26 protein-coding genes are annotated in these 25659 nt (G+C 67.3%); 13 read left to right on the forward strand and 13 right to left on the reverse strand.

The window, feature by feature from the left end; all coding sequences use genetic code 11:
- Positions 1-23 precede the first annotated feature (23 nt).
- Genes AC5P9W_RS00535 through AC5P9W_RS00545 form a run of 3 tightly spaced genes read left to right on the forward strand, consistent with a single transcriptional unit; the run spans position 24 to position 2643 of the window.
- A complete protein-coding gene (locus tag AC5P9W_RS00535) occupies positions 24-1298 on the forward strand; it encodes a pyridoxal phosphate-dependent aminotransferase (RefSeq protein WP_495218627.1) in 1275 nt (424 codons plus the stop codon).
- A 3-nt stretch (positions 1299-1301) separates the two neighbouring features.
- On the forward strand, positions 1302-1919 hold the full coding sequence (locus AC5P9W_RS00540) for an SGNH/GDSL hydrolase family protein (protein ID WP_111104241.1): 618 nt from the start codon (positions 1302-1304) through the stop codon (positions 1917-1919).
- Between the two features lie 4 nt (positions 1920-1923).
- Positions 1924-2643, forward strand: coding sequence for a class I SAM-dependent methyltransferase (locus tag AC5P9W_RS00545; RefSeq protein ID WP_021203924.1), 720 nt, complete (start codon positions 1924-1926; stop codon positions 2641-2643).
- Positions 2644-2743: 100 nt separating this feature from the next.
- On the opposite strand, the gene AC5P9W_RS00550 is transcribed toward AC5P9W_RS00545, so the two are convergent.
- Positions 2744-3523, reverse strand: coding sequence for a polysaccharide deacetylase family protein (locus tag AC5P9W_RS00550; RefSeq protein ID WP_019662075.1), 780 nt, complete (start codon positions 3521-3523; stop codon positions 2744-2746).
- 59 nt (positions 3524-3582) lie between these two features.
- Here AC5P9W_RS00550 and grxD point away from each other — a divergent pair, with 59 nt between their 5' ends.
- A complete protein-coding gene (gene grxD / locus AC5P9W_RS00555; RefSeq protein WP_026347276.1) occupies positions 3583-4509 on the forward strand; it encodes a Grx4 family monothiol glutaredoxin in 927 nt (308 codons plus the stop codon).
- A gap of 120 nt (positions 4510-4629) precedes the next feature.
- On the opposite strand, the gene AC5P9W_RS00560 is transcribed toward grxD, so the two are convergent.
- From AC5P9W_RS00560 to AC5P9W_RS00570, 3 genes are all read right to left on the reverse strand, one after another.
- Complete coding sequence (locus AC5P9W_RS00560) at positions 4630-5169, reverse strand: DUF924 family protein (RefSeq protein WP_019662077.1); 540 nt, start codon at positions 5167-5169, stop codon at positions 4630-4632.
- Positions 5170-5212: 43 nt separating this feature from the next.
- Complete coding sequence (locus tag AC5P9W_RS00565; protein WP_058983588.1) at positions 5213-5989, reverse strand: AMP nucleosidase; 777 nt, start codon at positions 5987-5989, stop codon at positions 5213-5215.
- Positions 5990-6114: 125 nt separating this feature from the next.
- Entirely contained in the window at positions 6115-9708 is a 3594-nt protein-coding gene (locus tag AC5P9W_RS00570; RefSeq protein WP_197575532.1) for an autotransporter domain-containing protein, read from the reverse strand.
- A gap of 245 nt (positions 9709-9953) precedes the next feature.
- Here AC5P9W_RS00570 and AC5P9W_RS00575 point away from each other — a divergent pair, with 245 nt between their 5' ends.
- The 5 genes from AC5P9W_RS00575 to AC5P9W_RS00595 all read left to right on the forward strand — a co-directional run bounded on the left by AC5P9W_RS00575 (position 9954) and on the right by AC5P9W_RS00595 (position 14735).
- Positions 9954-11363, forward strand: coding sequence for an amidohydrolase (locus AC5P9W_RS00575; RefSeq protein ID WP_207050125.1), 1410 nt, complete (start codon positions 9954-9956; stop codon positions 11361-11363).
- Positions 11363-12625, forward strand: coding sequence for an amidohydrolase family protein (locus AC5P9W_RS00580; RefSeq protein ID WP_021203928.1), 1263 nt, complete (start codon positions 11363-11365; stop codon positions 12623-12625). The genes AC5P9W_RS00575 and AC5P9W_RS00580 overlap by 1 nt, the downstream gene beginning before the upstream one ends.
- A gap of 25 nt (positions 12626-12650) precedes the next feature.
- A complete protein-coding gene (locus tag AC5P9W_RS00585) occupies positions 12651-13283 on the forward strand; it encodes a 2-hydroxychromene-2-carboxylate isomerase (protein ID WP_021203929.1) in 633 nt (210 codons plus the stop codon).
- Positions 13284-13377: 94 nt separating this feature from the next.
- Positions 13378-14319, forward strand: coding sequence for a DegV family protein (locus tag AC5P9W_RS00590; protein WP_021203930.1), 942 nt, complete (start codon positions 13378-13380; stop codon positions 14317-14319).
- A gap of 77 nt (positions 14320-14396) precedes the next feature.
- Entirely contained in the window at positions 14397-14735 is a 339-nt protein-coding gene (locus tag AC5P9W_RS00595; protein ID WP_111104260.1) for a hypothetical protein, read from the forward strand.
- 114 nt (positions 14736-14849) lie between these two features.
- On the opposite strand, the gene AC5P9W_RS00600 is transcribed toward AC5P9W_RS00595, so the two are convergent.
- From AC5P9W_RS00600 to frmR, 5 genes are all read right to left on the reverse strand, one after another.
- Positions 14850-16295 (reverse strand): GGDEF domain-containing protein, encoded by a 1446-nt coding sequence (locus tag AC5P9W_RS00600; RefSeq protein WP_329866061.1) that lies wholly within the window; start codon positions 16293-16295, stop codon positions 14850-14852.
- Between the two features lie 191 nt (positions 16296-16486).
- The gene (gene fghA / locus AC5P9W_RS00605; protein WP_188250328.1) at positions 16487-17317 is read right to left on the reverse strand and encodes an S-formylglutathione hydrolase; all 831 of its coding nucleotides are present in this window, start codon (positions 17315-17317) and stop codon (positions 16487-16489) included.
- Between the two features lie 63 nt (positions 17318-17380).
- A complete protein-coding gene (locus AC5P9W_RS00610; protein WP_021203933.1) occupies positions 17381-17740 on the reverse strand; it encodes a YqcC family protein in 360 nt (119 codons plus the stop codon).
- Positions 17741-17748: 8 nt separating this feature from the next.
- Positions 17749-18858 carry an S-(hydroxymethyl)glutathione dehydrogenase/class III alcohol dehydrogenase gene (locus AC5P9W_RS00615; protein ID WP_019662086.1) on the reverse strand — a complete coding sequence of 370 codons (1110 nt, stop codon included), beginning with the start codon at positions 18856-18858 and terminating at the stop codon, positions 17749-17751.
- A 59-nt stretch (positions 18859-18917) separates the two neighbouring features.
- Positions 18918-19193, reverse strand: coding sequence for a formaldehyde-responsive transcriptional repressor FrmR (gene frmR / locus AC5P9W_RS00620; protein ID WP_005411009.1), 276 nt, complete (start codon positions 19191-19193; stop codon positions 18918-18920).
- A gap of 187 nt (positions 19194-19380) precedes the next feature.
- Between frmR and AC5P9W_RS00625 the strand changes: the two genes are divergently transcribed.
- Entirely contained in the window at positions 19381-19800 is a 420-nt protein-coding gene (locus AC5P9W_RS00625; RefSeq protein ID WP_206621952.1) for an Imm70 family immunity protein, read from the forward strand.
- 10 nt (positions 19801-19810) lie between these two features.
- Here AC5P9W_RS00625 and AC5P9W_RS00630 read toward each other — a convergent pair whose 3' ends face one another.
- On the reverse strand, positions 19811-20716 hold the full coding sequence (locus AC5P9W_RS00630) for a LysR family transcriptional regulator (protein WP_206621951.1): 906 nt from the start codon (positions 20714-20716) through the stop codon (positions 19811-19813).
- 130 nt (positions 20717-20846) lie between these two features.
- Here AC5P9W_RS00630 and AC5P9W_RS00635 point away from each other — a divergent pair, with 130 nt between their 5' ends.
- Positions 20847-21950 (forward strand): alkene reductase, encoded by a 1104-nt coding sequence (locus AC5P9W_RS00635; protein ID WP_134731672.1) that lies wholly within the window; start codon positions 20847-20849, stop codon positions 21948-21950.
- A gap of 50 nt (positions 21951-22000) precedes the next feature.
- Here the strand turns inward: AC5P9W_RS00635 and AC5P9W_RS00640 are convergent, their stop codons facing one another.
- On the reverse strand, positions 22001-22678 hold the full coding sequence (locus tag AC5P9W_RS00640; RefSeq protein ID WP_134731670.1) for an SMI1/KNR4 family protein: 678 nt from the start codon (positions 22676-22678) through the stop codon (positions 22001-22003).
- Between the two features lie 114 nt (positions 22679-22792).
- On the opposite strand from AC5P9W_RS00640, the gene AC5P9W_RS00645 reads away from it, so the two are divergent.
- A complete protein-coding gene (locus tag AC5P9W_RS00645) occupies positions 22793-23209 on the forward strand; it encodes a VOC family protein (RefSeq protein WP_134731668.1) in 417 nt (138 codons plus the stop codon).
- 12 nt (positions 23210-23221) lie between these two features.
- On the opposite strand, the gene AC5P9W_RS00650 is transcribed toward AC5P9W_RS00645, so the two are convergent.
- Positions 23222-23917 carry a DAPG hydrolase family protein gene (locus AC5P9W_RS00650; protein ID WP_021203939.1) on the reverse strand — a complete coding sequence of 232 codons (696 nt, stop codon included), beginning with the start codon at positions 23915-23917 and terminating at the stop codon, positions 23222-23224.
- 76 nt (positions 23918-23993) lie between these two features.
- Between AC5P9W_RS00650 and AC5P9W_RS00655 the strand changes: the two genes are divergently transcribed.
- Complete coding sequence (locus AC5P9W_RS00655) at positions 23994-24656, forward strand: TetR/AcrR family transcriptional regulator (protein WP_495218632.1); 663 nt, start codon at positions 23994-23996, stop codon at positions 24654-24656.
- 77 nt (positions 24657-24733) lie between these two features.
- Here the strand turns inward: AC5P9W_RS00655 and AC5P9W_RS00660 are convergent, their stop codons facing one another.
- Positions 24734-25618: a LysR family transcriptional regulator gene (locus tag AC5P9W_RS00660; protein ID WP_019336462.1), complete on the reverse strand. Its 885-nt coding sequence runs from the start codon at positions 25616-25618 to the stop codon at positions 24734-24736.
- Positions 25619-25659 lie beyond the last annotated feature (41 nt).

Raw genomic sequence — 25659 nt, forward strand, 5'->3', positions numbered from 1 at the left:
TGCCTTTTGACGGCCCAGCTCCCATGTCCACCACCTCGCTCAAGCCCCTGGCCATCCGCGAGCGCCTTTCCGAAGTGCGCTACGAAATCCGCGGAGAACTGGCGCGGCGAGCCCGGGAACTGGAGGCGCAGGGCCGCAAGCTGATCAAGCTCAACATCGGCAACCCGGGCAACTTCGGTTTCCGTGCGCCCGAGCACCTGCAGCGCGCGATTGCCGATGACATGGGCCGTACCGACCCTTACACCCACCAGCAGGGCCTGCCGGTCGCACGCGAAGCCATTGCCGCCGCCTATGCGCGCCGCGGTGCGCCCGATGCGCATCCGGACCGGGTGTTCGTCGGCAACGGCGTGAGCGAACTGATCGATCTGTCGCTGCGGGCGCTGTTGAACCCGGGCGATGAAGTGCTGGTGCCCTCGCCGGACTACCCGCTGTGGTCGGCCGCGGCCATCCTCAACGACGGCCGCCCGGTGTACTACCGCTGCGCGCCGGAAAACGGCTTCCAGCCCGACCCGACCGAGATCGAGACGCTGGTGTCCACGCGCACCCGCGCCATCGTGCTGATCAACCCGAACAACCCCAGCGGCGCCAGCTACCCGCGCGAACTGCTGGAGCGCGTGGTCGAGATCGCGCGCCGCCACAACCTGTTGCTGCTGGTCGACGAGATCTACGACCAGATCCTGTACGACGACGCGGTGTTCCAGCCGGTCGCGCCGCTGGCCGGCGACCATCCGTGCCTGACCTTCAGCGGCCTGAGCAAGGTGCACCGCGCCTGCGGCTGGCGCGTGGGCTGGGCGCACCTCAGTGGCGATGACGCACGCCTGGGCGATTTCCGCGCCGCGCTGGACCTGCTGAGCGCGCTGCGCCTGTGTGCCAACGTGCCGGGCCAGTACGCCATCGACGCGGCAGTGAACGGCCCGGACACCATTTCCGAGCTGTGCGCCCCCGGCGGCCGTCTGTATGAAACCCGGCGCACGGTGATCGAGGCCTGCGAGGCCAGCGAACACCTTTCGCTGGTTGCCCCGGCCGGCGCGCTGTACGCGTTCCCGGCCGTGGTCGGTGCCGCCGCCAAGGGCTTCGACGACCACACCTTCGCCCTGGACCTGATGAACAACGAAGGCGTGCTGGTCGTACCCGGCTCCAGCTTCAACGTGCCTTACCGCCATCACTTCCGCGTGACCCTGCTGCCGGAAGCCTCGGTCATGCGCGATGTGTTCGCACGCATCGACCGCGTGCTGGCCCGCCGTGCCGAGGACGCCACCAAGGTCGTGCCGCTGAAGCCGCGCCGTTCGGTGGCCTGAGCCGTGGCGTTGTCCTACCTGGCGCTGGGCGACTCGTACACCACCGGAGAAGCGGTTGCCGTCGAAGGCCGCTGGCCGCACCAGCTTGCCGCCGCCCTGCGTGCGCAGGGCATTGAGCTGTCCGATCCGCAGACCATTGCAACCACCGGCTGGACCACCGACGAACTCGATGCCGGCATCGATGCGGCCGCGCCGCAGGGGCCGTTCGATTTCGTCAGCCTGCTGATCGGCGTCAACAACCAGTACCGCGGGCGTCCTCTGGACGAGTACCGCAGCCAGTTCCGGGCCTTGTTGGAGCGGGCGATCGGCTTCGCCGGCGGTGATGCCGGGCGCGTGCTGGTGCTGTCCTTCCCCGACTGGGGTGCAACCCCGTTTGGTATCGGCAGCGGCCGTGACCTGGCCGCGATCGAGATCGAGACCGACGAGTTCAATGCCGCTGCCGAAGTGATCAGCACCCAGCAGGGCGTGGCCTTCGTCGACATCACCGATATCAGCCGTGACCAGGGCGACAACCCGGCGATGATCGCCGACGACGGCCTGCACCCTTCAGCACGGATGTACGCGCTGTGGAGCGCGCGCGCGCTGCCGGTCGCCGCCCACCTGCTCGGCGGAACGGACTGAGGCGATGGACGGCACGCCACGGAACGGCCCGCCCCTGCCCTGCACTCCCCTGGCCGCACCGCAGGCCCGTGCGATCGCCGAGGCATTCCGCCCCGCGCACGCCTGGGCCAGCCGCCGCGACTACTACTACACCCGCAGCAAGCTGGGCAGCGACCCGCTGTATGACGGCGTGCTGCAGCACCTGCCTGGCGACGGGCAACCCGTGCTGGACCTCGGCTGCGGGCTGGGCCTGTTCGCCCACGTGCTGCGCCAGCGCGGTGGCTCCCAGCCCTACCTGGGCGTGGACGTGGATGCCGGCAAGATCGCCCGCGCCCAGCGTGCCGCCACCGGCCTGCCCGCTGTGCGCTTCGACTGCCTGGACGTGCAGGCGCCGCTGCCGGCGCAGGCCGGGCATGTGCTGCTGCTGGATGTGCTGCAGTACCTGGACGCGGGCCCACAGCAGGCACTGCTGCGTGAGGCCAGTGCACGGGTAGCCCGCGGTGGCCGCCTGCTGCTGCGCACGCCGCTCGCTACCGGCGATGGCCGCGACCGCACTACCCGGGTGGCGGACCGGCTGGCCTGGCTGATCGGCTGGATGGGCACCCGCCCCCGTCATTACCCGGATCCGCAGGCGCTGCAGGCAACGCTGGTCGAAGCCGGATTACAGGTGACCCCCCCGCGTCCCCTGCATGGGCGCACGCCGTTCAACAGCTGGTTGCTGGTGGCCGAACGCCCCGCGTTGTAGCGCCGAGTGCAGTATGTGCCGGCGCTGCGCTACAGGATGATCGCCCCCCCTTGTAGCGCCGAGCCCATGCTCGGCTGCTCTACACCACCAGGGCCCGGCGTTACGGAACCGGCAGCCGCGCCTTCAGCCCCCGCTCGTCCAGCGCCTGCAGCACGCGTTCGATGATCGCCAGGTTGTGGCCGTGGGCGGCCCCCTCATGCAGCAGCACGATGGCGCCCGGGCGCAGGTCCGGCAGCAGCCGCGACAGCACGCCCTCCGGCGTGCAGCCGACACCGTCGTAGCCACGGGCGCTCCAGCCCACGCGCACCAGTCCCAGCGCCTTCAACACCGGCGCCACGAACGGATTGGTCATGCCCACCACCGAGCGGTACCAGCGCACCGGGCGACCGCCCACCGCCTGCAGCGCATGCTGGCAGCCCTCGATCTCGGCACGCATCGCTGCCGGGCCCAGCCGCCAGAAGCGCGCCTGTGGATGACTGTGGCTGTGGTTGCCCAGGTCGTGGCCCCGGCGCAGGATCTCCTGCACCAGCTCCGGCTGCGCCAGCGCCCGCTCGCCGACCAGGAAGAACGTGGCACGTGCCTGGTGGCGATCCAGCAGATCGAGCACGGCCCGGGTCTCCGGGCCGGGACCGTCATCGATGGTCAACCAGACGCTGTTGCCGGCCTCCGGTACCCGGCTCAGCACCGGTGCGTAGAAGTGGCAGTTGGGCAGGAACACCGGCACCAGAAAGAGCGCGTGGCTGGTCACCATCAGCGGCAGGCCCCACCGCCAGCCCGCCAGCGACCAGACCAGGATCACGGCCAGCTGCGACGCCACCAGCCAGGGCAGCCAGCGCCAGGGCCGGGTCGGGATGCGATGCAATGTTCCTGCGTTGCTCATCCCCCATGATGCCATGAGGGGTAGAATTGATGATTCGAATTCCCGGAACCCCGACGTCCATGTCCCTCGATCCCGCCCTGCGTTCGCGCATCGAATCCATCCTCAACGCCAACCGCGTCGTGCTGTTCATGAAGGGCCAGCCGTCGATGCCGCAGTGTGGTTTCTCGGCCAAGGCCGTCGGCGCCCTGCAGGACCTGGGCGTTGAGTTCGCCCACGTCAACGTGCTGGCCGACCAGGAAATCCGTGAAGGCATCAAGGCCTATGGCGACTGGCCGACCATTCCGCAGCTGTACATCGACGGCGAACTGGTCGGCGGCAGCGACATCGTGCTGCAGATGGCCGCCAGCGGCGAGCTGAGCAGCGTGCTGGGGCTGCCGGCACCGGACCGTACCCCGCCGAGCATCACCGTCACGCCGGCGGCCGTGGAAATGCTCAAGGGCGCGCTGGCCGATGCCCCGGGCGCGGCCCTGCAGCTGACCATCGACGCCCGCTTCCAGCCCAACTTCCAGCTGGCCCCCCACGACGAAAGCGCCATCGCCGCCGAGTCCAACGGCCTGCGCGTGCAGTTCGACCTGGCCAGCGCGCGTCGCGCCAACGGCATCACCATCGACTGGGTGGACGACATCCGCGGCAAGGGCCTGGCCATCGACAACCCGAATGCGCCCAAGCCGGTGCAGGAAATCAGCGTGCGCGATGCCGACGACCTGGTGCGTGCCGGCAACATCACCCTGGTGGACGTGCGCCCGGCCGACGAGCGCGAGATCGCTGCGGTGGGCGTGCCGTTCAAGACCTTCGACGGCAACGGCCGTGCCGAGCTGGAAGCCCTGCCCAAGGACACCGCACTGGCCTTCATGTGCCACCACGGTGGCCGCAGCGCGCAGGCCGCCGAACAGTTCCGTGCGCTGGGCTTCACCAAGGTGTTCAACGTCACCGGCGGCATCAATGCCTGGTCGGAAGATGTCGACAACGGCGTGCCGAAGTACTGATTGACGGCGCGGGGTCAGCGCCCTTTCCTGAGGAAAGCGGATCTGGCCCCCAAAAAAAGGGGACGGAGGGGATTAAGTCGTTTATGCCACAAACGACTTAATCCCCTCCGTCCCCTTTTTTCAGCCGGCGAAACCGCCTTCGGCCAGGTAATCCAGTTCTTCCGGGGTGGGGATGCGGCCCAGCACGGCATTGCGGTGCGGAAAGCGCCCGAAGCGACGGATGATGTCGCGGTGCAGCTCGGCGTACTGCAGGTATTCCTTGTCGCCCAGCACATCGAACATCGCCACCGAACGGTCCTGGTCCAACGGGTCCTCGGAGTGCTCGAACGGCAGGTAGATGAAGGCGCGCAGCTTCGGCACCAGCTGCAGGTCCAGGCCTTCCTCGATGGCGCGCATGGCGTAGTGCCGGGCCAGGCCATCGGTGGCATAGGAATGGGCAGTACCGCGGAAGCAGTTGCGCGGGAACTGGTCCAGCAGCAGCATCAGCGCCAGTGCGCCCTCGGCACTGCCCAGCCAGTGTTCACGCCCACGCGAAGCGGCGGCGAAATGCTCATCCAGGAACAACTGGCGGAACTGCGCGTCGAACGCATCGTCGCGGGCGAACCACTTCGCAGGGCCCGCTTCTTTCCAGAAATCCACCACTTGCGCGGCAACGTCCATCACCTACTCCCCAGGGCCGGCGCGCCGCGCCAGGCCATCATCATCATTCATCGAAGCGCAGGTGGCGGACCGACTTGCCGTTGCGCCGGATAAGCTTAAGCGCCTCGATACCGATCTGGATATGATTTTCCACGAACTGGGAGCTGACCTTGGCATCGGAAGCCTCGGTCTTGACCCCGTCGGGTATCATCGGCTGGTCCGACACCAGCAGCAGCGCGCCACTGGGGATGTGGTTGGCAAAGCCGGCGGCGAATACCGTGGCCGTTTCCATGTCGATGGCCATGCAGCGCATCGCCCGCAGCCGCTCCTTGAAGCCCTCGTCGTGTTCCCACACCCGGCGGTTGGTGGTGTAGACAGTGCCCGTCCAGTAGTCGTGGCCGCGGTCGCGGATCATGGTGGACACCGCACGCTGCAGCGCGAACGCCGGCAACGCCGGGACTTCCGGCGGCAGGTAATCGCCCGAGGTACCTTCGCCGCGGATCGCTGCGATCGGCAGCACCAGGTCACCCAGCTGGTTCTTGCGCTTGAGGCCACCGCACTTGCCCAGGAACAGTACCGCCTTGGGCATCACTGCCGACAGCAGATCCATGATGATCGCGGCATTGGGGCTGCCCATGCCGAAGTTGATCATGGTGATGCCATCGATGGTGGCACTGGCCATCGGCCGGTCCAGGCCGATGACCGGCGCACCGGTCAGCTCGGAAAAGGTGTGCAGGTAGCCGCCGAAGTTGGTCAGCAGGATGTGCTGGCCGAACTGGTCCAGCGGCACGCCGGTGTAGCGCGGCAGCCAGTTGTCGACGATTTCCTGCTTGCTCTTCATGGGCGGTCCGGTACGGCGTGGGGGCCGCCATTGTAGGCGTGCACGGGCCAACCCACACCTGGGCCGGCAACGAAGAAGGGCGGCCCTGCGGCCGCCCTCCTGGTTTCCCTGCGGGAACCGGTGGCTTAGAAGCGCACCGACCAGCGCAGGTTGGCACTGTGGTCACGGCTTTCGTCGCCAAACTGGCCGCTATAGCCCAGCTCCAGCTGCTGGCGTGTGGTCAACCATGCCGACAGCCCCAGTTCGGCCACCACCGTCCTGTCAGCCAACGGGGCACCGCTGACCACGAAGCTGTCGCTGCCGGTGGCAAAGGCGAAGCGGGCCGCCGGGTCGCGGTCACCGCTGGCATGGCGGTACCCGACGCCACCGCGCAGGTGCAGCCAGCTGTCCTGCTGGAACGAAGCCTTCAGGCCCTTGTCAAAACGCAGGCCGGCCGTGGCCACGGTGGTACGCAGATCGTCCACCTCACCCTGCAGTGCAGCCGCACCGCCGCGTTCGTTGACGCGCTTCATGTCCACTTCCACACGTGCGAGCTGCAGGTAAGGTTCCAACCCCGCCTCGCGGCCGCCGAAGCGGTAGCTCGCCTCGACGAACGCCTGGCGGGTGCGGCCGTCATAGCGTGCCGCCAGCGTATCGCTGTAACCGGAGAAGGCCAGCTCGCGGGTGCTCTTCACCTCATGCTCGCTCCAGGCCAGGCCACCCCGCAGGCCGAAGGCGCCCCAATCGTGACTGGCATAGGCCCCCAGGTGCGTATTGTCGACCTTGGCACGCGCACGGCGTCCTTCCTGCTGCTTGGCATCGGTACGGCCGGTACCGGCCAGCATGCCCACCTGCCAGCCGTTGATCTCGCGGTCCACGCCTACCAGCAGGCCGCTGCTGTTGGCTTCGGTGCGTGCGGTGTTGCCATTGCCGTCCAGCGTGGTGCTGCCACCGATGGCCTGTACCCAGACCCCCGTGGCGGCGTCGCCGTCTGCTCCCGGCGCGCGTACACCGACGCGGCGCGACAGTGCGGCATCACGCACGTAGCGGCTGCCCTCGACCAGGGCCATCGCGGTGGCCGCATGCAGCTCGCCGCTGAGGCCGTCCAGTGCAGCGCCTACCTGTTGAGGGAACAGCAGGGTCAGTGGGCGCGGCAGGCCCTGGTTGACCGCCAGCCGGTCGGCCACAGTGGCCACCGCGCGCTGGTTGTCGGTACTGGCGGCACTGGCGAGCGGATTGCCACGGGTGACTTCAATGCGCGCGCCACCGGTGCCATAGGACAGCCCGAATTTCAGGAACGGCGAGAACGCACTGAAGTCGGTGGTGGCGAACTGGCCGCGGATTCCGCCCTCGGCACGGATGAAGTTGAACTGCTCACCCAGGTAATAGGTGCCCGCTTCCGGCAGGGCGATCAGGGTGCCGCCCAGGGTGGCGGTACCGGTGACGCGCAACTGGTCACTGTGCCCGCCCGGGGCCAGCTCGGCCTGGTACACACCGGTGGCGGTCTGCACGTAGTCGCCGTTGATGGTCAGCGTGCCGATCGAGTTGCCCGGTGCAACGATACCGGCCACGGTGGTATCGCCCAGCTGGCCGATGCCCTTCAGTGTGCCGTTGCGGCCAACGAGGGTGTGACCACCGCTCTGCGTGCCGTTGAACGACAGCACGCCACCGTTGACGGTCAGGTCGGAGCCTGCGAGTAACCCGCCTGCATTCACACGGCTGTTGCCCAGGCTGGTCAACGCGCTGTTTTCCAGCCTTCCGTTCAATTCGAACGTCCCCTGCGCGGCCACCGAGGTGTGGGCGCCGCGCTGCACGCCGTCGAAGATGACCACGCCACCGTTGACGTTCAGGTCGGAGCCATCCAGCACACCGCGTGCGTTGATGTGGCTGGCGCCCCCCTGGCTGTTCAGCGCAGTGTTCTTCAACGTGCCATTGAGCAGGAAGCTGCCGCCGGCCACGTCCACCGCTCCGGTGAGCGTATTGACGCCATCCAGTTCGAGCACGCCCTCGCGCACCAGCGCACCGTTGAAGCTGTTGTCGCCGCTCAAGCGCAGCCAGCCGATGCCGCTCTTGGTCAGCTTGCCGGGGCCGCCGATGTCGTTGGTCCAGTTGTCCCAGGCATCGCCTTCCCACACTTTCAGGCCACCGGCACGCTGGTTCATCACCACGTCGGTGTCCACGCGCAGCGAACCGTAACCTTCGATGGCCTTGGCCAGGTTCACCAGGCCCCAACCGTAGATGTCGTCGATGCCGGGCGCGCCCAGATCGGTGGTCGTGGTCAGCAGCACATCGCGCACCTGAGCGCTGTCCAGATAGGGGAAGCGTTCAAACAGCAGGCCCAGCGCGCCGGTGACGTGGGGCGCGGCCATGGAGGTTCCACTCAGCAGCGCATAGCCATAGGTAGGCACGCGCTGCTGGATGTCCAGGCTGACGTTGCCGTTGGCGTCGATGCCGACGCTGCCGGCCAGGCTGGAATCATCACCATAGGCGGTCGATACGATGTCCGAACCCGGTGCGGCAAGGCACCAGTTGGCACTCAGGCCGCACTTGTTGGAACGATTGCTCAGGGTCAGATTGGTACCGACGTTGACCACGCTCAACCAGTACGGCTCGATGTCGGCGAATGCGCGCGGCAGCGTGGCGTAGAGGCCGGCGATGGGACTCTGCGCAGGCGTCGGAATGACCGAACTGGTATTGCCGGCCGCCCACACCTGGATCATCCCGCGCGCACGCGATCCGTCGGCAAAGGTGTTCAGGTACTGGCGGTCGTCCGGGTCGTTGTAGATCGCGTCCATGTCCGTCGCTGTTGTCGGTTCCGTGACCAGGCCCCAGCTATGGTTGATGGCACGCACGCCCTGCGCGTTCATCTGGGCATACAGGTCCTGGAAGGCGCTGACTTTCGGGCCGATCGCGCCCAGTGTCACGACCGAGTAGCCAGTCGCCGTGCGCTGCCACTCGCGGATGCTGTCGGAGAACAGCCGGCCAACGGTCAGGTCCGAACCGAAGGACACACCGTGCATGCCGCTTCCGTCCCGGTTCGCCGCGATGGTGCCAGCAACGTGCGTGCCATGGATCTCGAACTGCATCCCCGGCTGCACATAGGGGCCCGACTCGATGATCCTGCGGATGTTGTCGGGCACGTTGGCGTTGTACCCGACATAGCTGATCTGGACGTCATCGCCATCACTGGCGAAGCAGGCCGCCGGCCCACGCACTGCGGTGGTGTTGGTGCAGCGCGTGCCGTCAGCCATCAGATCGGCGATGCGGATGCTGCGGTTGTCCTTGCCGGCGAATTCCGGATGGTCCAGACCCGTGCCACTGTCGAATACGCCCAGGCGGATGCCCGCACCGGTCAGCCCGCGCGCATAGGCCACGTCGGCATTGATCGCAGCCAGGCCCCAGTCGAGTTCGAATTCACTGGTACGCCAGCTCGCAGCGTCGCCGGGCTTGCCCATGACCGGCTCCGCGGAAGCACCGGCGCTGGGAGCCAGCGCCGCCACCGGAATCGCTACCGAGGGAGCGATCATCGCGGGAGCGGAGGCGCTCACCCCGCTTTGCGCGGCGAACGCCGACTGCAGGCTGCGCTGCAGCTGGTAACGGGCCAGGGCGTCGTCACTGTCCTGGGCCAGTACCGGCAGTGCGGTGGCCACCAGCAACGAACCGACAATGGCCGACGCCAGCGGCGAGGGGAGGAAGGAACGGCGCGAAACGGTCGAACGGCGGAGCTTTGCAGCAGTCATCGGTTGCGTCCTTGATTCCATGAGAGGTACGGGCCCGGCTCCCTCGTTGGAGCAGGTGCGTAAGCTGGTGACACAGGTCAGCGCAAGACGTAATCAGCCCATTGCTTCATCCAACGTTAATATTTCCTTCACAAATCCTCCATCAGAAAATTCCTACCCCCCACGCCCCTGTCCAAGGTCACTTGGCAAGCCACACCGGCCCCGGCTAGCGTCGGTGGATTCATGTTTCTGGCGAGGGGAACTGCATGGCATCGACGTTGTTGCGCACCGGGGTGGCACTGGCGCTGGTTTCATTGAGCACGGCACCGGCGGTGGGCGCCTCGCGCTTCGTCGCCGATCCCTACCCCAGCACCTACCAGGCACACCCCGATGCACCGGTGCTGATCCAGAACGCCACCGTGCTGACCGGCACCGGCCAGCGCCTGGACAACGCCGACGTGCTGCTGCGCGACGGCCGCATCGTTGCCGTCGGCCGCCAGCTGCAGGCCGATGCCGCTGTCACCCGCATTGATGCACAGGGCAAGTGGGTCACTCCGGGCCTGATCGACGTGCATTCGCACCTGGGCGTGTATCCCAGCCCGGGTGTCGGTGCGCACAGCGACGGCAACGAGATGACCGCACCGGTCACCGCCAACGTCTGGGCCGAGCACTCGGTGTGGCCGCAGGACCCGGGTTTCGCCACCGCACTGGCCGGCGGCGTGACCAGCATGCAGGTGCTGCCGGGCTCGGCCAACCTGGTCGGTGGTCGTGGTGTGACCCTGAAGAACGTCCCCGCCATCACCTACCAGGCGATGAAGTTTCCCGGCGCGCCGTGGGGACTGAAGATGGCCTGCGGCGAGAACCCGAAGCGGGTGTACGGCGGAGGCAAGGGCGTCGCTCCGGCCACGCGGATGGGCAACGTTGCCGGTTACCGCGCCGCCTTCATCGATGCCGCCGACTACATCGCCAAGAACAAACCGAAGCCGGCCAAGCGCAGGAGCTGGTTCGGCAGCGACAAGGGCGACAGCGCCGGTGATGCTGGCGGCAAGCGCGATCTCAAGCTGGACACGCTGGCCGGTGCGATCGAGGGCGACATCCGCGTGCATATCCATTGCTACCGCGCCGACGAGATGGCCACCATGCTCGACCTGGCCAAGGAATTCGGCTTCAAGGTGGCCGCTTTCCACCACGGCGTGGAGGCCTACAAGCTGGCCGACCGGCTGGCCGCCGACGGCGTCTGCGGTGCACTCTGGGCCGATTGGTGGGGCTTCAAAATGGAAGCCTTCGACGGCATTCCCGAGAACATCGCGCTGGTCGACCGGCCGAAGAACAGCTGCGCCATCGTCCATTCCGATTCACCCGAAGGCATCCAGCGCCTGAACCAGGAAGCGGCCAAGGTGATCGCCGCCGCGCGCCGCGCCCACATGCCGGAGATCCCCCCCGAGCACGCCATCACCTGGATGACTGCCAACGCCGCCAAGGCGCTGGGCATCGAAGGCCAGACCGGCACTCTGGAGGCGGGCAAGATGGCCGACGTGGTGGTGTGGAACGGCAACCCCTTCAGCTCGTACGCGCTGGCCGAGCAGGTCTTCATCGACGGCCGCCGCCTGTACGACCGCAGCGCACCTGCGGCCACGCCACGTTCCGACTTCCAGCTTGGCCAGGAGGTGCACTGATGGGCGCGTTGAACAAGCGTCGCCGGGCATGGCTCGGCGCTACGGTCATGGTGCTGGCCTGCCTCTCCGCATCCGCGCAGGCGCAGGACCTGCTGGTGCGCAACGCGACCGTGCATACGGCCAGCACGCGCGGCAGCCTGAAGCACGCCGATGTGCTGGTGCAGGGCGGGATCATCCGCGCAGTCGGCAGCGGGCTGTCCGCCCCGGCCGGGGCCAGCGTGGTCGAGGCCGATGGCCGCCCGCTGACACCGGCGCTGTTCGGGGGCATCACCGAGATCGGCATCGAAGAGGTCTCCGGTGAAGCGAGCACGGTCGACAGCACGTTGAAGATCGGCGAACAACCGTTGCGCCCCGAGTTCGATGTCACCCTGGCGTACAACCCGGCCTCGGTGCTGATCCCGGTGGCACGCCTGGACGGCATCGGCTTCACCGCCCTGGGGGCGGCCACCGGCGGCGGCTTCGTTGCAGGCCAGGGTGGCGTGATGCGGCTGGACGGCAGCGCCGATCCCCTCGGGCCGCGCGCGCTGTTCCTGCGCCTGGGGTCGGCCGCAGTGGAGCTGACCGGGCAGTCGCGTGCAGCGCAATGGATGCTGCTGCAGCAGATGGTGGACGAGGCGCGTGGCCAGGTTGCCGCGGACTCACCGCACGCGCTGCTGACGCCGGCCGGGCGCCGCACGCTCAGCCGCTACCTGGCCGGGCACGGCCGCATCGTGGTGGAGGTGGACCGCGCGGCGGACATTCGCCAGCTGCTGCGCTGGGCCGCCCGCGAAAAGGTGAAGATCGCCATCGCCGGTGGCAGCGAAGCCTGGCAGCTGGCGCCGGAGCTGGCCGCCGCACAGGTACCGGTGTTCGTCGATGTGTTGTCCAACCTGCCGGCCAGCTTCGACCAGATCGGCGCCACGCTGGAAAATGCGGCACGCCTGCAACGTTCCGGCGTGGCGGTCTCGTTCGTGCAGCGTGGCGACGCCTCGCACAACGCCCGCAAGATGCGCCAGCTGGCCGGCAATGCCGTGGCCAACGGTTTGCCCTGGGCCGACGGCCTGGCCGGCCTGACCCGGGTGCCGGCGCAGGCGTTCGGCGTGGCCGACCAGATCGGCAGCATCGAGCCGGGCAAGCGTGCCGACCTGGTGCTGTGGGAGGGCGACCCGCTGGACGTGGCGCACTATGCCGAACAGGTCTGGCTGGGCGGCCGGGCGATGCCGATGCGCTCGCGCCAGACCGAACTGCGCGACCGCTACCTGCAGCGCAACGCGCAGCCCTGACCTCCAGTTATTCAAGGAAACCTGCATGGCCACCCTGCGCTGGTACTTCGACTTCGTCTCGCCCTATTCCTACCTGCATTGGCAGAAGCTGAAGCAGCTACCCCAGTTCGCACAGATCCAGACCGTGCCGATCGCCTTCGGTGCCGTGCTGCATCACCTGGGCAACCTCGGGCCGGCCGAGATTCCGGCCAAGCGCCGCTTCATGTACCGTCAGCTGCTGTGGACTGCGCAGGCCGAAGGAACACCGCTGCGGTTCCCGCCGGGCCACCCGTTCAACCCGTTGTCTGCCCTGCGGCTGTGCCTGGCCGCCGGTGGCGCCGTGCAGGCGGTGGACGTGCTGTTCGACTGGATCTGGCGCGACGGCAATGCCGCCGATAGCGCCGAGGCCCTGCGCGAACCGGCTGCGCGGCTGGGGATCGAGGATGTCGCCAGCGCCATCGCGGCCCCCGCGGCCAAGGAGCAGCTGCGGAGGAACACCGAGTCCGCCATTGCTGCCGGCGTGTTCGGCGTACCAACCCTGGCCATCGATGACGAACTGTTCTGGGGCAACGACGCCCATCCGTTGATGGCCGCCGTGCTGGCCGATCCCGCCCTGCTGCAGCAGCCCGAGTGGCAGCGCCTGGCCGAACTTCCGGTGGCCGTGCAGCGCAGTCGCTGAACAGGGCCTGGCGCATTTCCCTCGCGCGCCACGCCAGAATTTGAGATAGATTTCACGTTTCCGAACCTACAACCGCCCTGGAGGGGAGCCGCGGATGCGCATCGGAATCGTCGTCGACTCGGCCTGCGACCTGCCGCAGGACTTCATTGCCGAGCACAACATCGTGCTGCTGCCGATCACCGTCCGCATCGGCGAAGCCGTGCTGGCCGATCACCGCGATGAGCAGGCCACGCTGAGCTTCCTGCACGCGCACGTGGCCGAACACGGCGCCGAGGCGGAAACCATTCCCTTCAGCGTCAACCAGATCCGCGACCTGTTCCTGCAGCAGCTGGTGATCGATTACGACCACGTGTTCTGCATGACCATCACCAAGACCCGCAGCCCGATCCATGACAACGCGCTGCAGGCCAGCTTCGCCATCCTCAACGACTACAAGCCGGTGCGCCAGGCGGCAGGCTACAACTCACCGTTCGCGCTGCGCGTGCTCGATACCCAGAACCTGTTCGCCGCGCAGGCGGTTACGGCGGTGGAAGCCGTGCGCCTGCGCGAGAGCAACGCCAGCGTGCAGCAGATCCGCGAGCGGCTGGAGGAACTGTCCGGCAACGTGCACGGCTATATGGTCACCCGTGATCTGTACTACATGCGTGCGCGCGCACGGCACAAGGGCGACCGCAGTGTCGGCCTGCTCAGTGCGGCGCTGGGCAGCGCGCTGGACATCAAGCCGGTGCTGCACGGCTACCGCGGCGAGACCGGGCCGGTGGCCAAGATCAAGGGCTTCGACAATGCCGTGCAGAAGCTGTTCGCGGTGGTCGGCCAGCGCGTGCGTGCCGGGCTGATGACACCGACGGTGTGCGTCAGCTACGGCGGAGAACTGGACGAGCTGCGCACGCTGCCCGGCTACGCACAGCTGAAAGAGGTCTGCGCCACCCATGGCGTGACCGTGTACGAATCGGTGATGAGCCTGACCGGCATGGTCAACGTCGGCAAGGGCGCGGTCACCGTAGGCTTCGCCGATGGGCCGCATCGGTTCGAATGAGCGCTGGCCACGGCCGGAATCTGCACATCGATTCCACTGCGGTTGTGCCAGTCTTGCCGCACTTCAAGGAGAACGCCATGCCTGCGCAGTACCACATCAGCCTGCCCGATCCCTCCAAGGCCCGCGGCAACGACCCTGACCTGTCCTTCCATTCGCAGGGCGCCGCCGGCTTCGCCGAGGAACTGCAGGACGCGCTGCGCAGCGGCGCGCTGTTCGAGCGCTGGAAGGCCAAGCAACCCGACCCGGATGCGGTGGAACCGCAATGGGGCGTGACCGATCCGGAGGCCACCGTGACCGGCGAACAGAAGGATCTGCGCATCAACCTGGTGGCCACCACCCGCATCGACAGCGATGTGTTCAAGCAGCGCCTGCGCCTGCTGGCCGGCAGCCACTGGGAACTGCGCGACGTGCGTTGAGGCCACGCCGTGGTAGTGCCGGCCGCTGGCCGGCAACCGAGGAGATGCCGGCCACCGGCCGGCACTACCCAGTGCGATGTCCCTGGACGGGCGGCACGCCATGGGCTGGTCCGCTCAGCAGTCCATCGTTCCGTGCGCGTTGCCCTCGTCATCCAGCACGTGTGCGTGCAGGACCACCTGGTTGCGGCCAGCCCGCTTGGCGGCATACAGGCCGGCATCGGCGTCTGCCAGCAACTGATCGGCACTGGCCAGCGCCGGCGGATGCAGGTAACCCACGCCGACGCTGATGCTGACCGGGCCTTCCGGCAATGGCAGCGCTTCGACCGCTTCGCGCAGGCGCTCGGCCAGCGCCAGCACGCCCGACAGTGGGCTTCCAGGCACGATGACAGCGAATTCTTCACCGCCATAACGCGCAACGCTGTCACCGCCGCGACCTGCGACGCCCTTCAGCACCCCGGCCACCGCCTGCAGGCAACGATCACCGGCCGGATGGCCGTGCCGGTCGTTGAAGGCCTTGAAGTGGTCGATATCCACCAGCAGCAGGCCCAGCTCGGTGCCGCTGCGCCGCGCGCGATTCCACTCGGAGGTCAGCCGCGCATCGAACTCGCGGCGATTGGCCACGCCGGTGAGGCCATCCTGCCGCGCCAGTTGATCCAGCGCCGCCTGACGCTCCAGCAGATCGGTCTGCAGCAGGACGCTGCGCAGGCCGAAACCAAGGGTGGCTACGACGAAGCCCGCGACGGCCAACGGCCGCGCATGATCGACCACCAGCGTGCCGACCACCAGCAGCAGCAACGGCAGGATGATCGGACCGGCGGCCTGCACCGTCCTCGCCAGCCGCGGGTGTGCCGTGGTGCCTGTGTCCGGCGCCGTGTCCAGCGCCAGGCAGGCGATCAGCAGAAAAGGGACGTCGATCAGCAGGTCGTTGAACGCACCGAACGCATCATCGGAGGTGTAGTGGTTGATGTAGTAGGCCACCAGCAGATAGGCCAGTGCGTACAACGCCAGTGCACGGAAGAACCTGCGCCGTTCGGGCACGTCGCCGGCCAGCCATCGCACCACGGCGAACGCGGCGATGCACAGGTTCTGGATATCGAACATGCGTTGCATGTTGGCCAGCGCGTGGTCGTCGATGTCAACGCGGGCGGCAAACGACTGCGCGTGCACGAAGAACAGCACGCCCAACAGCGCCGCCATCGCCGCATCGATCAGGCTGATGCTGACCCGTTCCCGGCGCGCCCGGGCCAGGATGAACACCAGGGGCACACCGTAAAGCACGTAAAGGAACAGGCTTGCGCGCGGGGTGAAATCGGCACGCCCGGCGCCCAGGGCATCAATCATGTTGAACGCCATGCCGCCGGCCCACAGCAGCAGGGCCAGCGCCGTGGCGCGCCACCCCAGTGCCGCGCGGTCGCGGCGGGCCCGCCACAGGCAGGCGACCGCAGCCAGCAGCGGGGCGCCGGTCAGGAAAACGAAGGAACCCGCCCCGGCGGGACCGGGCCACAGGGCCAGCACCAGCCCATGGCACAGCACATACAGCAGCGCCAGCACTACCGGCATGCATCCCCCCGATCCGCAAGGCCGTCTGAGCGCACGATAGCGCTCCGGCACGCCACAGCGGCGTGATCCACTGCGGCAAAACGACACTCCGCGTGCATCACCATGGTAGTGCCGGCCGCTGGCCGGCAATCCCGGGGAATCCCTGGGCGTTCCGGTGGTGCCGGCCAGCGGCCGGCACCACCGGAACGCGCTCAGCCCTGCAGGGCGCGGGCGTGGTGGGCGATGTGCTCGCCGATGAAGCTGGCGATGAAGTAGTAGCTGTGGTCGTAGCCCGGCTGCAGACGCAGGGTCAGCGGATGGCCGGCGGCCGCGCAGGCCTGCTGCAGGCGCTGCGGCTGCAGCTGGGTCTGCAGGAACTCGTCCGCCTCGCCCTGGTCGACCAGCAGCGGCAGGCGCTCGTCAGCCATAGCGATCAGCTCGCAGGCATCCCATTGCGCCCAGTCGGCCGGACTGTCGCCCAGATAGGCATGGAAGGCCTTCTGCCCCCACGGCACGTGGCTGGGCGCGACGATCGGCGAAAACGCCGACACGCTGCGATAGCGCCCGGGGTTGCGCAGCGCGATCAGCAGCGCGCCATGGCCGCCCATCGAATGGCCACTGATCGCGCGCGCATCGGTGACCGCGAAGTTCGCCTCGATCAGCGCCGGCAGCTCCTGCGCCACGTAATCATGCATGCGGTAGTGCTCCGCCCAGGGCGCACGGGTGGCGTTGATGTAGAACCCCGCTCCCTTGCCGAGGTCGTAGCCTTCGGCATCGGCCACATCATCGCCGCGCGGGCTGGTATCCGGCGCAACGATGATTACTCCGTGCTCGGCTGCATAGCGCTGCGCACCGGCCTTGGTGATGAAATTCTGCTCGGTGCAGGTCAGGCCGCTCAGCCAGTACAGCACCGGCAGCTTCTGTGTTTCCACTTGCGGTGGCAGGTACACGGCGAACTGCATGTCGCAGCCCAGCGTGGTCGAATGATGGCGGTACACGTCCTGCCAGCCGCCGAAACAGGCGCGGTGTTCAATGCGTTCCATGGTGCTCTCCTGCGCGGCGCGTCAGCGCACGCGTGCTTCTGGTAGATGCCGACCTTGGTCGGCTTATCCACGCCCGGCGTGGATGCCTTGGTTGATCAGTTCATCCAGCTGTGCCAGCAGGCGCAGCAACGATTCGACGCCAGGCTGGCCGTCCAGGTTGCGATACGCCGCCACCGCCACGTCGCTGCGCGGTGGCCACTGACCGTCGGCGCGGGCCTCGTAGAGGCGCGGCAGGAATACCTGCGCAAGCCACTGCTCGAACGGCATGCCATCGTCGCTGCCGAAGGCCGAAGTCACCGCACGCGGTGGCCCCACCTCGCCGTCGACCCAGCCCAGCGCGCGCAACGCCTGCTCGATCGGCGCCACCAAGGCCGCGCGCGGGTCTTCCGCACGCGGCCGGCGCAGGGCATCGAACCAGCCCATGACGCGGCTCAGTAATGGACCACCGAACGGATCGACTTGCCTTCATGCATGAGGTCGAAGGCGTCGTTGATCCTGTCCAGGTCCATGGTGTGGGTGACGAACGGCGCCAGTTCGATATCGCCCTTCATCGCGTCCTCGACCATGCCCGGCAGCTGGCTGCGGCCCTTCACGCCACCGAAGGCGGTACCCATCCACTTGCGCCCGGTCACCAGCTGGAACGGGCGGGTGGAGATCTCCTGCCCGGCACCGGCCACGCCGATCACCACGCTCTGGCCCCAGCCACGATGCGCGCATTCCAGCGCCGCGCGCATCACGTTGACGTTGCCGATGCACTCGAAGCTGTGGTCCACACCCCAGGTGGTCATTTCCACGATGACCTGCTGGATCGGCTTGTCGAAGTCCTTCGGGTTGATGCAGTCGGTGGCGCCGAATTCGCGCGCCAGTTCGAACTTGGACGGATTGGTGTCCACCGCGATGATGCGGCCGGCCTTGGCCTGGCGCGCACCCTGGATCACCGCCAGGCCGATGCCACCCAGGCCGAACACCGCCACGCTGTCGCCTTCCTGCACCTTGGCGGTGTTGTGCACCGCGCCGATGCCAGTGGTGACGCCACAGCCGAGCAGGCAGACGTGTTCCGGGTTGGCGTCCGGGTTGATCTTCGCCAGCGAGACTTCGGCCACAACGGTGTACTCGCTGAAGGTCGAGCAGCCCATGTAGTGGTACAGCGGCTCGCCGTTGTAGCTGAAGCGGCTGGTGCCGTCGGGCATCACGCCCTTGCCCTGGGTGGCGCGCACGGCCACGCACAGGTTGGTCTTGCCGCTCTTGCAGAACAGGCATTCGCCACACTCGGCGGTATACAGCGGAATCACGTGGTCGCCCGGCTTGACGCTGGTCACGCCCTCGCCCACTTCCACCACGATGCCGGCGCCTTCATGGCCCAGCACCACCGGGAACAGGCCTTCCGGGTCATCACCGGACAGGGTGAACGCATCGGTGTGGCAGACACCGGTGTGGGTAATCTTCACCAGCACTTCGCCCTTCTTCGGCGGGGCGACGTCGATCTCGACGATCTGCAGCGGCTGGCCGGGACCAAAGGCGACGGCGGCACGGGATTTCATGGGTGGACTCTCCAGAGACAGGCAATGACAGGATGGGCGGCGCCATGTTGCGCCGTCGTTTACTTCAGGTACGAGCGGATCAACGCGCTCATGTCGCGCACGCGTTCGGCGCGTTGTTCGTCGGAGGCGGCGGGCTGGCCGAATTCCTCGCGCAGATGGGCCTCCATCACCTCGGACATCAGGCCGTTGACCGCGCCACGGATGGCGGCGATCTGCTGCAGCACCGGCCCGCAGTCGGCGCCGGCTTCCAGCGCGCGGTCAAGCGCATCGCACTGGCCGCGGATGCGGCGCACGCGGGCCAGGACCTTCTTCTTCTCTTCGGGGGAGTGCGGCATGGCGGGCCAGTTCGGAACTATACTGGGGGATAGTATACATGCGTATTGGCAAAGTGACGGAAATGGCATCTCCCGCCTCCGCAATAGTGCCGTTGAATCCTTTCATATCAATCAATTACAGAAATTGCGCTTCTACCGTTAATGCATCGGGGCATGCTGTAGGATCGGCAGAATCAGGAACCAGACAATGGGTGTTGGCATCCAACTCGGGCGCATCACCGATGAGATCGGCAGTGGCGCGTTTCTCTATGCCTTCTTCTCGACCATATCCGGCAACCTGGAGCCGAATGGCTGGGGAAGTCGATTCCCAATCCTCTTGAATCAGCTATACGCCGGCAGACTGCAGCAATCAGATGCTGCCGCCGCGCTGGCCGAACTACATAGGGTCCGCCGAGAGCTGGCCGAGCTTGCGCCAGCCCGTGTCATATGGTCGTTCGAGGATAGAACCCAGCGTCCACCGTGGGGAGACGATATCGCTGGCGACATCGACAGCCTGGCGACCTACTTCGTCACCTCACATGGGCACGATCTGATCGCGCTTCTGGCCGAGGTGTTTGAAGCACTTCAGGAAGGCGAAGACACGTCCGCCCGGATCATCAACTACTGATGCCCTACGCTCAATCAAACACGCCCTGAGCCGCCAACCGCGCCAGCTCATCCACCACGTAGCGCACCTTGGGCCGCAGGTGGCGGGTCGGTGGCCACAGCGCATGGATGTCGATATGCCGCTGCATGTGCGCATCCAGCACCGATTGCAGCGCCCCGGATTCCAGATGACGGCGTACCAGTGAAACGGGCATCTGGCAGATGCCCAGCCCAGCGATGGCCGCATCGATCACCGCGTCACCATCGTTGAGCTGGTGGGTCGCATTCGGGATGAACGTTCCCTCGGCATCGTCCCTGCCGATCCGCCACGCCACCGGCTGGCCGTGGCGGAAACCAACGACGCTGCGGTGCTGCGCCAGATCCTCCACGGAGGCCGGCACGCCATGCGCCTGCAGGTACTCCGGCGATGCGCAGGTGACCAGTCGTTGGCGACCCAGCCGGCGCGCGACCAGATGCTCGGCCTGGTGCAATCCGCCGAAGCGGATCAGCAGGTCGATGCCCTCTTCGACCGGATCGACGAAGTGATCGGTGAAGGTCATCGTCAGTTGCAGGTCCGGGTATTGCCGGCACAGGCGCAGCAGCACCGGCAGCACCACCAGGCGCCCGAACGAGGATGGCATGTCGATGCGCAGCCGTCCGCTGGGCAGGCCGGCCGACCCCAGGCAGGCCTCGGCGGCGGAGATTTCTTCCAGCGCCGCCGCACACGATGCGTAGTACGCTTCGCCGTCGGTGGTCAGCGCGATGCGCCGCGTGGTGCGGTGGAACAGGCGCACGCCCAGCCGCGCTTCCAGCCGGGCGATGGCCTTGCCCACCGCCGAGCGTGAGATGCCCAGCGCGTCGGCAGCCTCGGTGAAGCTGCCTGAGCGGGCCGTGGTAACGAACGTGACCAGGCCATTCAATGATTCCAGCGGCAGCATCTATCGCGCTCCATTGGGGACAAATAGTCCCGCACCTAGGGAGATCGAAGCGCTTTATGCGCCTGCATGTCAACTCCATTCTGTGTGCATCGCGCCGCTGGCGCCTCCTCCCCGCACCAAGATGACCGACATGACCGCCGCCCTGTTCCGCCCCTTCGATCTGGCAGGCATCGCCCTGCGCAACCGCATCGTGATGGCCCCGATGACCCGCGCCCGCAACCCCGGCGCGGTGGCCAATGAACTCACCGCGCAGTACTACCGGCAGCGCGCCAGCGCCGGCCTGATCATCAGTGAAGGCACCCCGGTCTCGCCGCAGGGCCAGGGTTACATCGACGTGCCGGGTATCTGGTCGGCCGAGCAGGTTGCCGGGTGGAAGCTCGTCACCGAGGCGGTGCATGCCGCACAGGGCACGATCTTCGCCCAGCTCTGGCACGTCGGCCGCATGTCGCATTCCTCGCTGCAGCCCGACGGTGGTCAACCGGTAAGCGCCGGTACCCGGCCGGTCGCCAGCGCACCGAAGAACACCTCGTTCGTCTATCTGGACGACGGCAGCCGCGGCCACGCCGATCCCACCCCGGCACGTGCGCTGGCCACCGAAGAGATCCCCGGCATCGTCGGCGACTTCGCGCGCGGCGCCGACAACGCCATCGCCGCCGGTTTCGATGGCATCGAACTGCATGCCGCCAACGGATACCTGTTCGAACAGTTCCTCAACCCGCTCATCAACCAGCGCGAGGACCGCTATGGCGGCTCGCTGCCCAATCGTGCGCGCTTGATCCTGGAGACCGTCGATGCGATGACCCAGCGCATCGGTGCGCAGCGGATCGGCGTGCGCCTGGCGCCGAACAACCTCACCTTCGACATGCCGCTCTACCCCGACAACGAGGCAACCTACCTGTACCTGGCCGAGGAGCTGGGCAAGCGCGGCCTGGCCTATGTGCATCTCAACGACAACCTGCAGGCGAGCCAGTCGGTGCTGGGCGAGGTGTTCCTGCGGCAGTTCAAGCAGGCCTACGGCGGCACCGTCATCCTGGCAGGTGGCATGACCCGCGAACGCGCCCTGCAGCTGGTCGAAGCGGGCATCATCGACCTGGCCGCGTTCGGCCAGCCGTTCATCGCCAACCCGGATCTGGTCGAGCGCTTGCAGCGCAACGTCGCGCTGGCCACGCCGGACCGCAGCACCTATTACGGAGGCGGCGAGGCAGGCTACCTCGATTACCCGGCCGCAGGCTGATCACGCACGGGGTCGGATCCCCGCCGCCGGCGGGGCTCCGACCCATGTCCTCAGGCATCCTCGCGCACGTACGCGAACGACTCGTCCAACCGCTCGCAGCCGATCACTTCAACGACGATGGCCTGTGCGTCGTCTTCGCTGATGTTTCCTTCTTCAATATCGTCAACGCGGGCAAACAGCTGCTGCAACGCCGCGTACTGGTCGTCGCGAAGGAAGGATTGGTGGGACTGCAACCAGCGCTGCAGATTGCCGGCCAGCTCGCCGTGCGACAGCAGCGTATATGGCGCTTGGTAGTCGGCAACGGCTTCGACCATCTTGCGGAACAGGAAATCCTGGTAGTTGGCGGCCAGCACATCGGCACGATCATCGTCATGCCACACCAGCACGACGGGGGGCTCGGCAAAGCCGGGCGCGTTGCTCCAGAAGCAGTAGCTGTCGCCGCCGCCGGTCCGCGCAAACGGCAGGAGCTGCAGGTCGGGACGCAGGGGATTGTAATGATCCTCGGCGGTCAGCTCCTGCCACGCCTCCAGCAGCTCGTCGTGTTCCAACGGCTCGTAGTCCTGGGCGTACAGCAGCACCGGCGGATCCGCCTGCAGCGTCGGGAATACCACCTCGGACCATTCCGGATGGGGAGCACCCCAACTCAACCGACCCGCTGCATGCAACTGCTTGAACAGGGGCGGGAAGGACTGGCCGGTGGCCTGTTCGATGCCGGATAGCGCGCTCATGGATGTCCTTGTCGATAGAGACCGCCCAGCTTGCCCGAATCCGCGCAGGAGATGAACCGGCCACAGCACGCGGCAGGACTAGACTGCGACCACCGGATGCCACCCATCGCTGCCATGAACGCCACTGCCCACAGCTTCATCGTCAACCTCGACGTCCCCGACCTGGCCGCCGCCGAAGACTTCTACATCCGGGCCTTCGGCCTGCGCATCGGCCGCCGTCTCGGCCCGGGTGCCGTGGAGCTGCTCGGTGGGCCAACGCCGCTCTACCTGCTGCACAACGACGCCGGCAGCGCCGCCACCGAAGACGGCGACGTGCGCGACTACGAGCGCCATTGGACGCCGCTGCACCTGGATTGGGTAGTGGATGACATCGACGCCGCGCTGGCACGTGCAGTCGCAGCCGGAGCGACGCTCGAGCAGTCCTTGCGCGAGCGTCGCTGGGGACGCATCGCCGTGCTGGCCGATCCGTTCGGCCACGGCTTCTGCCTGATCCAGTTCAGTGCTGAAGGCTACGACGCGCTGGTCGAATGACCGTTGCACCACTCACCACGGCAATGGCACTGCCTCGCCATTGGCACGCTCGCCGTAGTACAGCGACGGCAGCAAGCGCGAGAGGAAACTGAACTCCGTATAGCAGTGCTTGAGCAGGCCCAGGCCGACCGCATCGCCGGCCTCGCGGTGCGGATCGGCGCTGTCCAGGCCGAGCACGAAGCGGCTGCGCAGCACACAGCCAAACGGCGTATCACGCGCCACGTGCAGCATCTGCCCGTCGCAGGGATCACCGTTTGCATCCAGGCGGACGTGGTCGCCGAAGCCGATGCGCGCGGCAATCACCGCCGATACATCGCCTGCATCCTGTGCCGCCTGCAGGCGCTGGGGCACCAGCAGCGTGCGCGGGTCATGGAACTTCAGGCGTGCCGCCACCGGCGGAATGTCGGCCAGCGATTCCACCGCATGGATGCTGGCACCGTGGTAGCTGCGCCCGCGCTGCCACGCCGCGTCCCAGCCGCGATGCTCGACATGATCGACCGGATGCCACCAGCGGATGTGCTGGGTGGTCTCGAAGAAGGTGAACCACCAGTCCAGCATGCGGCCCTTGCAGCCGTGCAGATCGCTACGCACCGCCACCAGCAGGGTGCCGTCTTCGCGGCGCTGGATGCCGGTCTCCAGGTGCATCGGCGCCGGGTCGAGCAGATCGTGGTGGTCCAGCCAGGCGCGTGCGTTCACAGCGGTATCCATCGGGGTCTCCTGCGGTGTTGGGAGACCCGACAATACGGAAACGTTATTCGTTTCTCAATTAGCCGGATGCGGTAAGATGGGCACAATGAACAGCACGACCCTGTCCGAGTCCACAACGCCGACCCGCCGCCGCGGCCGCCCTGCGCGCCCGGAGGCGGAAGTCCGCCACGCGGTACTGCAGGCCACCCTGGAGCTGCTGCTGGCACAGGGTTACGAGGCCACCACCATCGAAGCGGTGGCGGCGCAAGCCGGGGTGGCGAAGAAGACGGTGTATCGCCACGCCAGCAATCGCGAGGAACTGGTTGGGCTTGCGGTGCGCGAATGGACCGACGGCTTCGCGCCGCAGCTGCAGCGCGATGCGCACGGTGCCGACGAGGTGCTGCCGTTGCTGCAGGACATCCTGCAGGCGGTGTGCACGCAGGCACTGTCGGCGCAGGCGGTGCAGGTGTTCCGGCTGCTGGCTACCGATTTCCCCGGCAAGGATGCGCTGCTGCAGGCCTATCTGGACAATGGCATCGAACGCGGCCGAGCGCTGCTGGCTGACTGGCTGGCGCGGCAGCAGCAGCGCGGGCTGCTGCGCGAGGGAGATCCTGTTCGCATGGCGCGATTGCTGCTGGCGATGGCCGTGGCCGAGCCGCTGCGCGAACGCGTGATCGGCGTGGTGGCCGAGGATGCGCCGGTGGAGGTGCACCTGCGTGAGTGCATGGCGTTGTTGGCGCCGGTGTTGCGGGTGCCGTAGGGTTGCCCCATCCGCGCATGGACGACAGTGGGTGGTGGGTGCCGTCCGTTGGTCGGCACCACATCATCCATCGCAGCTCATTCGCGCAGCATATCCACGAACGCGCGCAGGGCACCGGGCATCTGCCGCTGCTTCGGGTAGTACAGCGCGAAGCCGGCGAACGGTTCGCTCCAGTCTTCCAGCACTGCCACCATCTGGCCGGATTCGATATACGGCCGCGCCGTGTCTTCCAGCACGTAGGCCAGGCCGATGCCATCAAGCACTGCACCCACGACGGTGCCCTGCTCACTCAACGTGAGCCGGCCCGGCACATCGATCTCCAGCGCTTGCCCGCTACGCTCGAACTGCCACTTGTAGAGATGCCCGCTGGCGAAGCGGAAGCGGATGCATTCGTGTGCCGCCAGGTCCCGCGGATGCTGTGGTGCCGGGTGTCGCCGCAGGTAGTCCGGCGAGCCGACAATCAGCCCGCGCAACGGTGGCCCCATCGGCACCGCCACCATGTCCTCGGGCACGAACTCGTGCAGGCGCACGCCGGCGTCGTAGCCCTCGGCGACGATGTCGACCAGGCCATCGTTCTCGGTCAGCTCCACCCGCACGTCGGGGTGAGCGTGCAGGAAGCGCGCCAGTCGCGGCCCCAACTGGGTCGGTACCGCCGCGCGGGTGGCGTTGATGCGCAGCAGGCCGGCCGGGGCGGCACGGAACTGGTTCATCTCTTCCAGCGCGTCATGCACCTGGCCCAGCGCCGGCTGCAGGCGCTCCAGCAGGCGCTGCCCGGCCTCAGTCAGGGCCACGCTGCGGGTGGTGCGATGGAACAGGCCCACCCCCAACCGTTCTTCCAGCGCGCGGATCGCATAGCTCACTGCCGAGGTCGACAGCGCCAGCTCGGCACCGGCGCGGCGGAAGCTGCGGTGGCGGGCGACCGCGGCAAACGCGGCCAGGTGGGTGAGGTTGTCAGTGGCCATGATTGTGCAGTTCCACTTGATGAATCATGCCGATATCCACG

The sequence above is a fragment of the Stenotrophomonas sp. YJH_SMC_33 genome, from assembly GCF_059372295.1.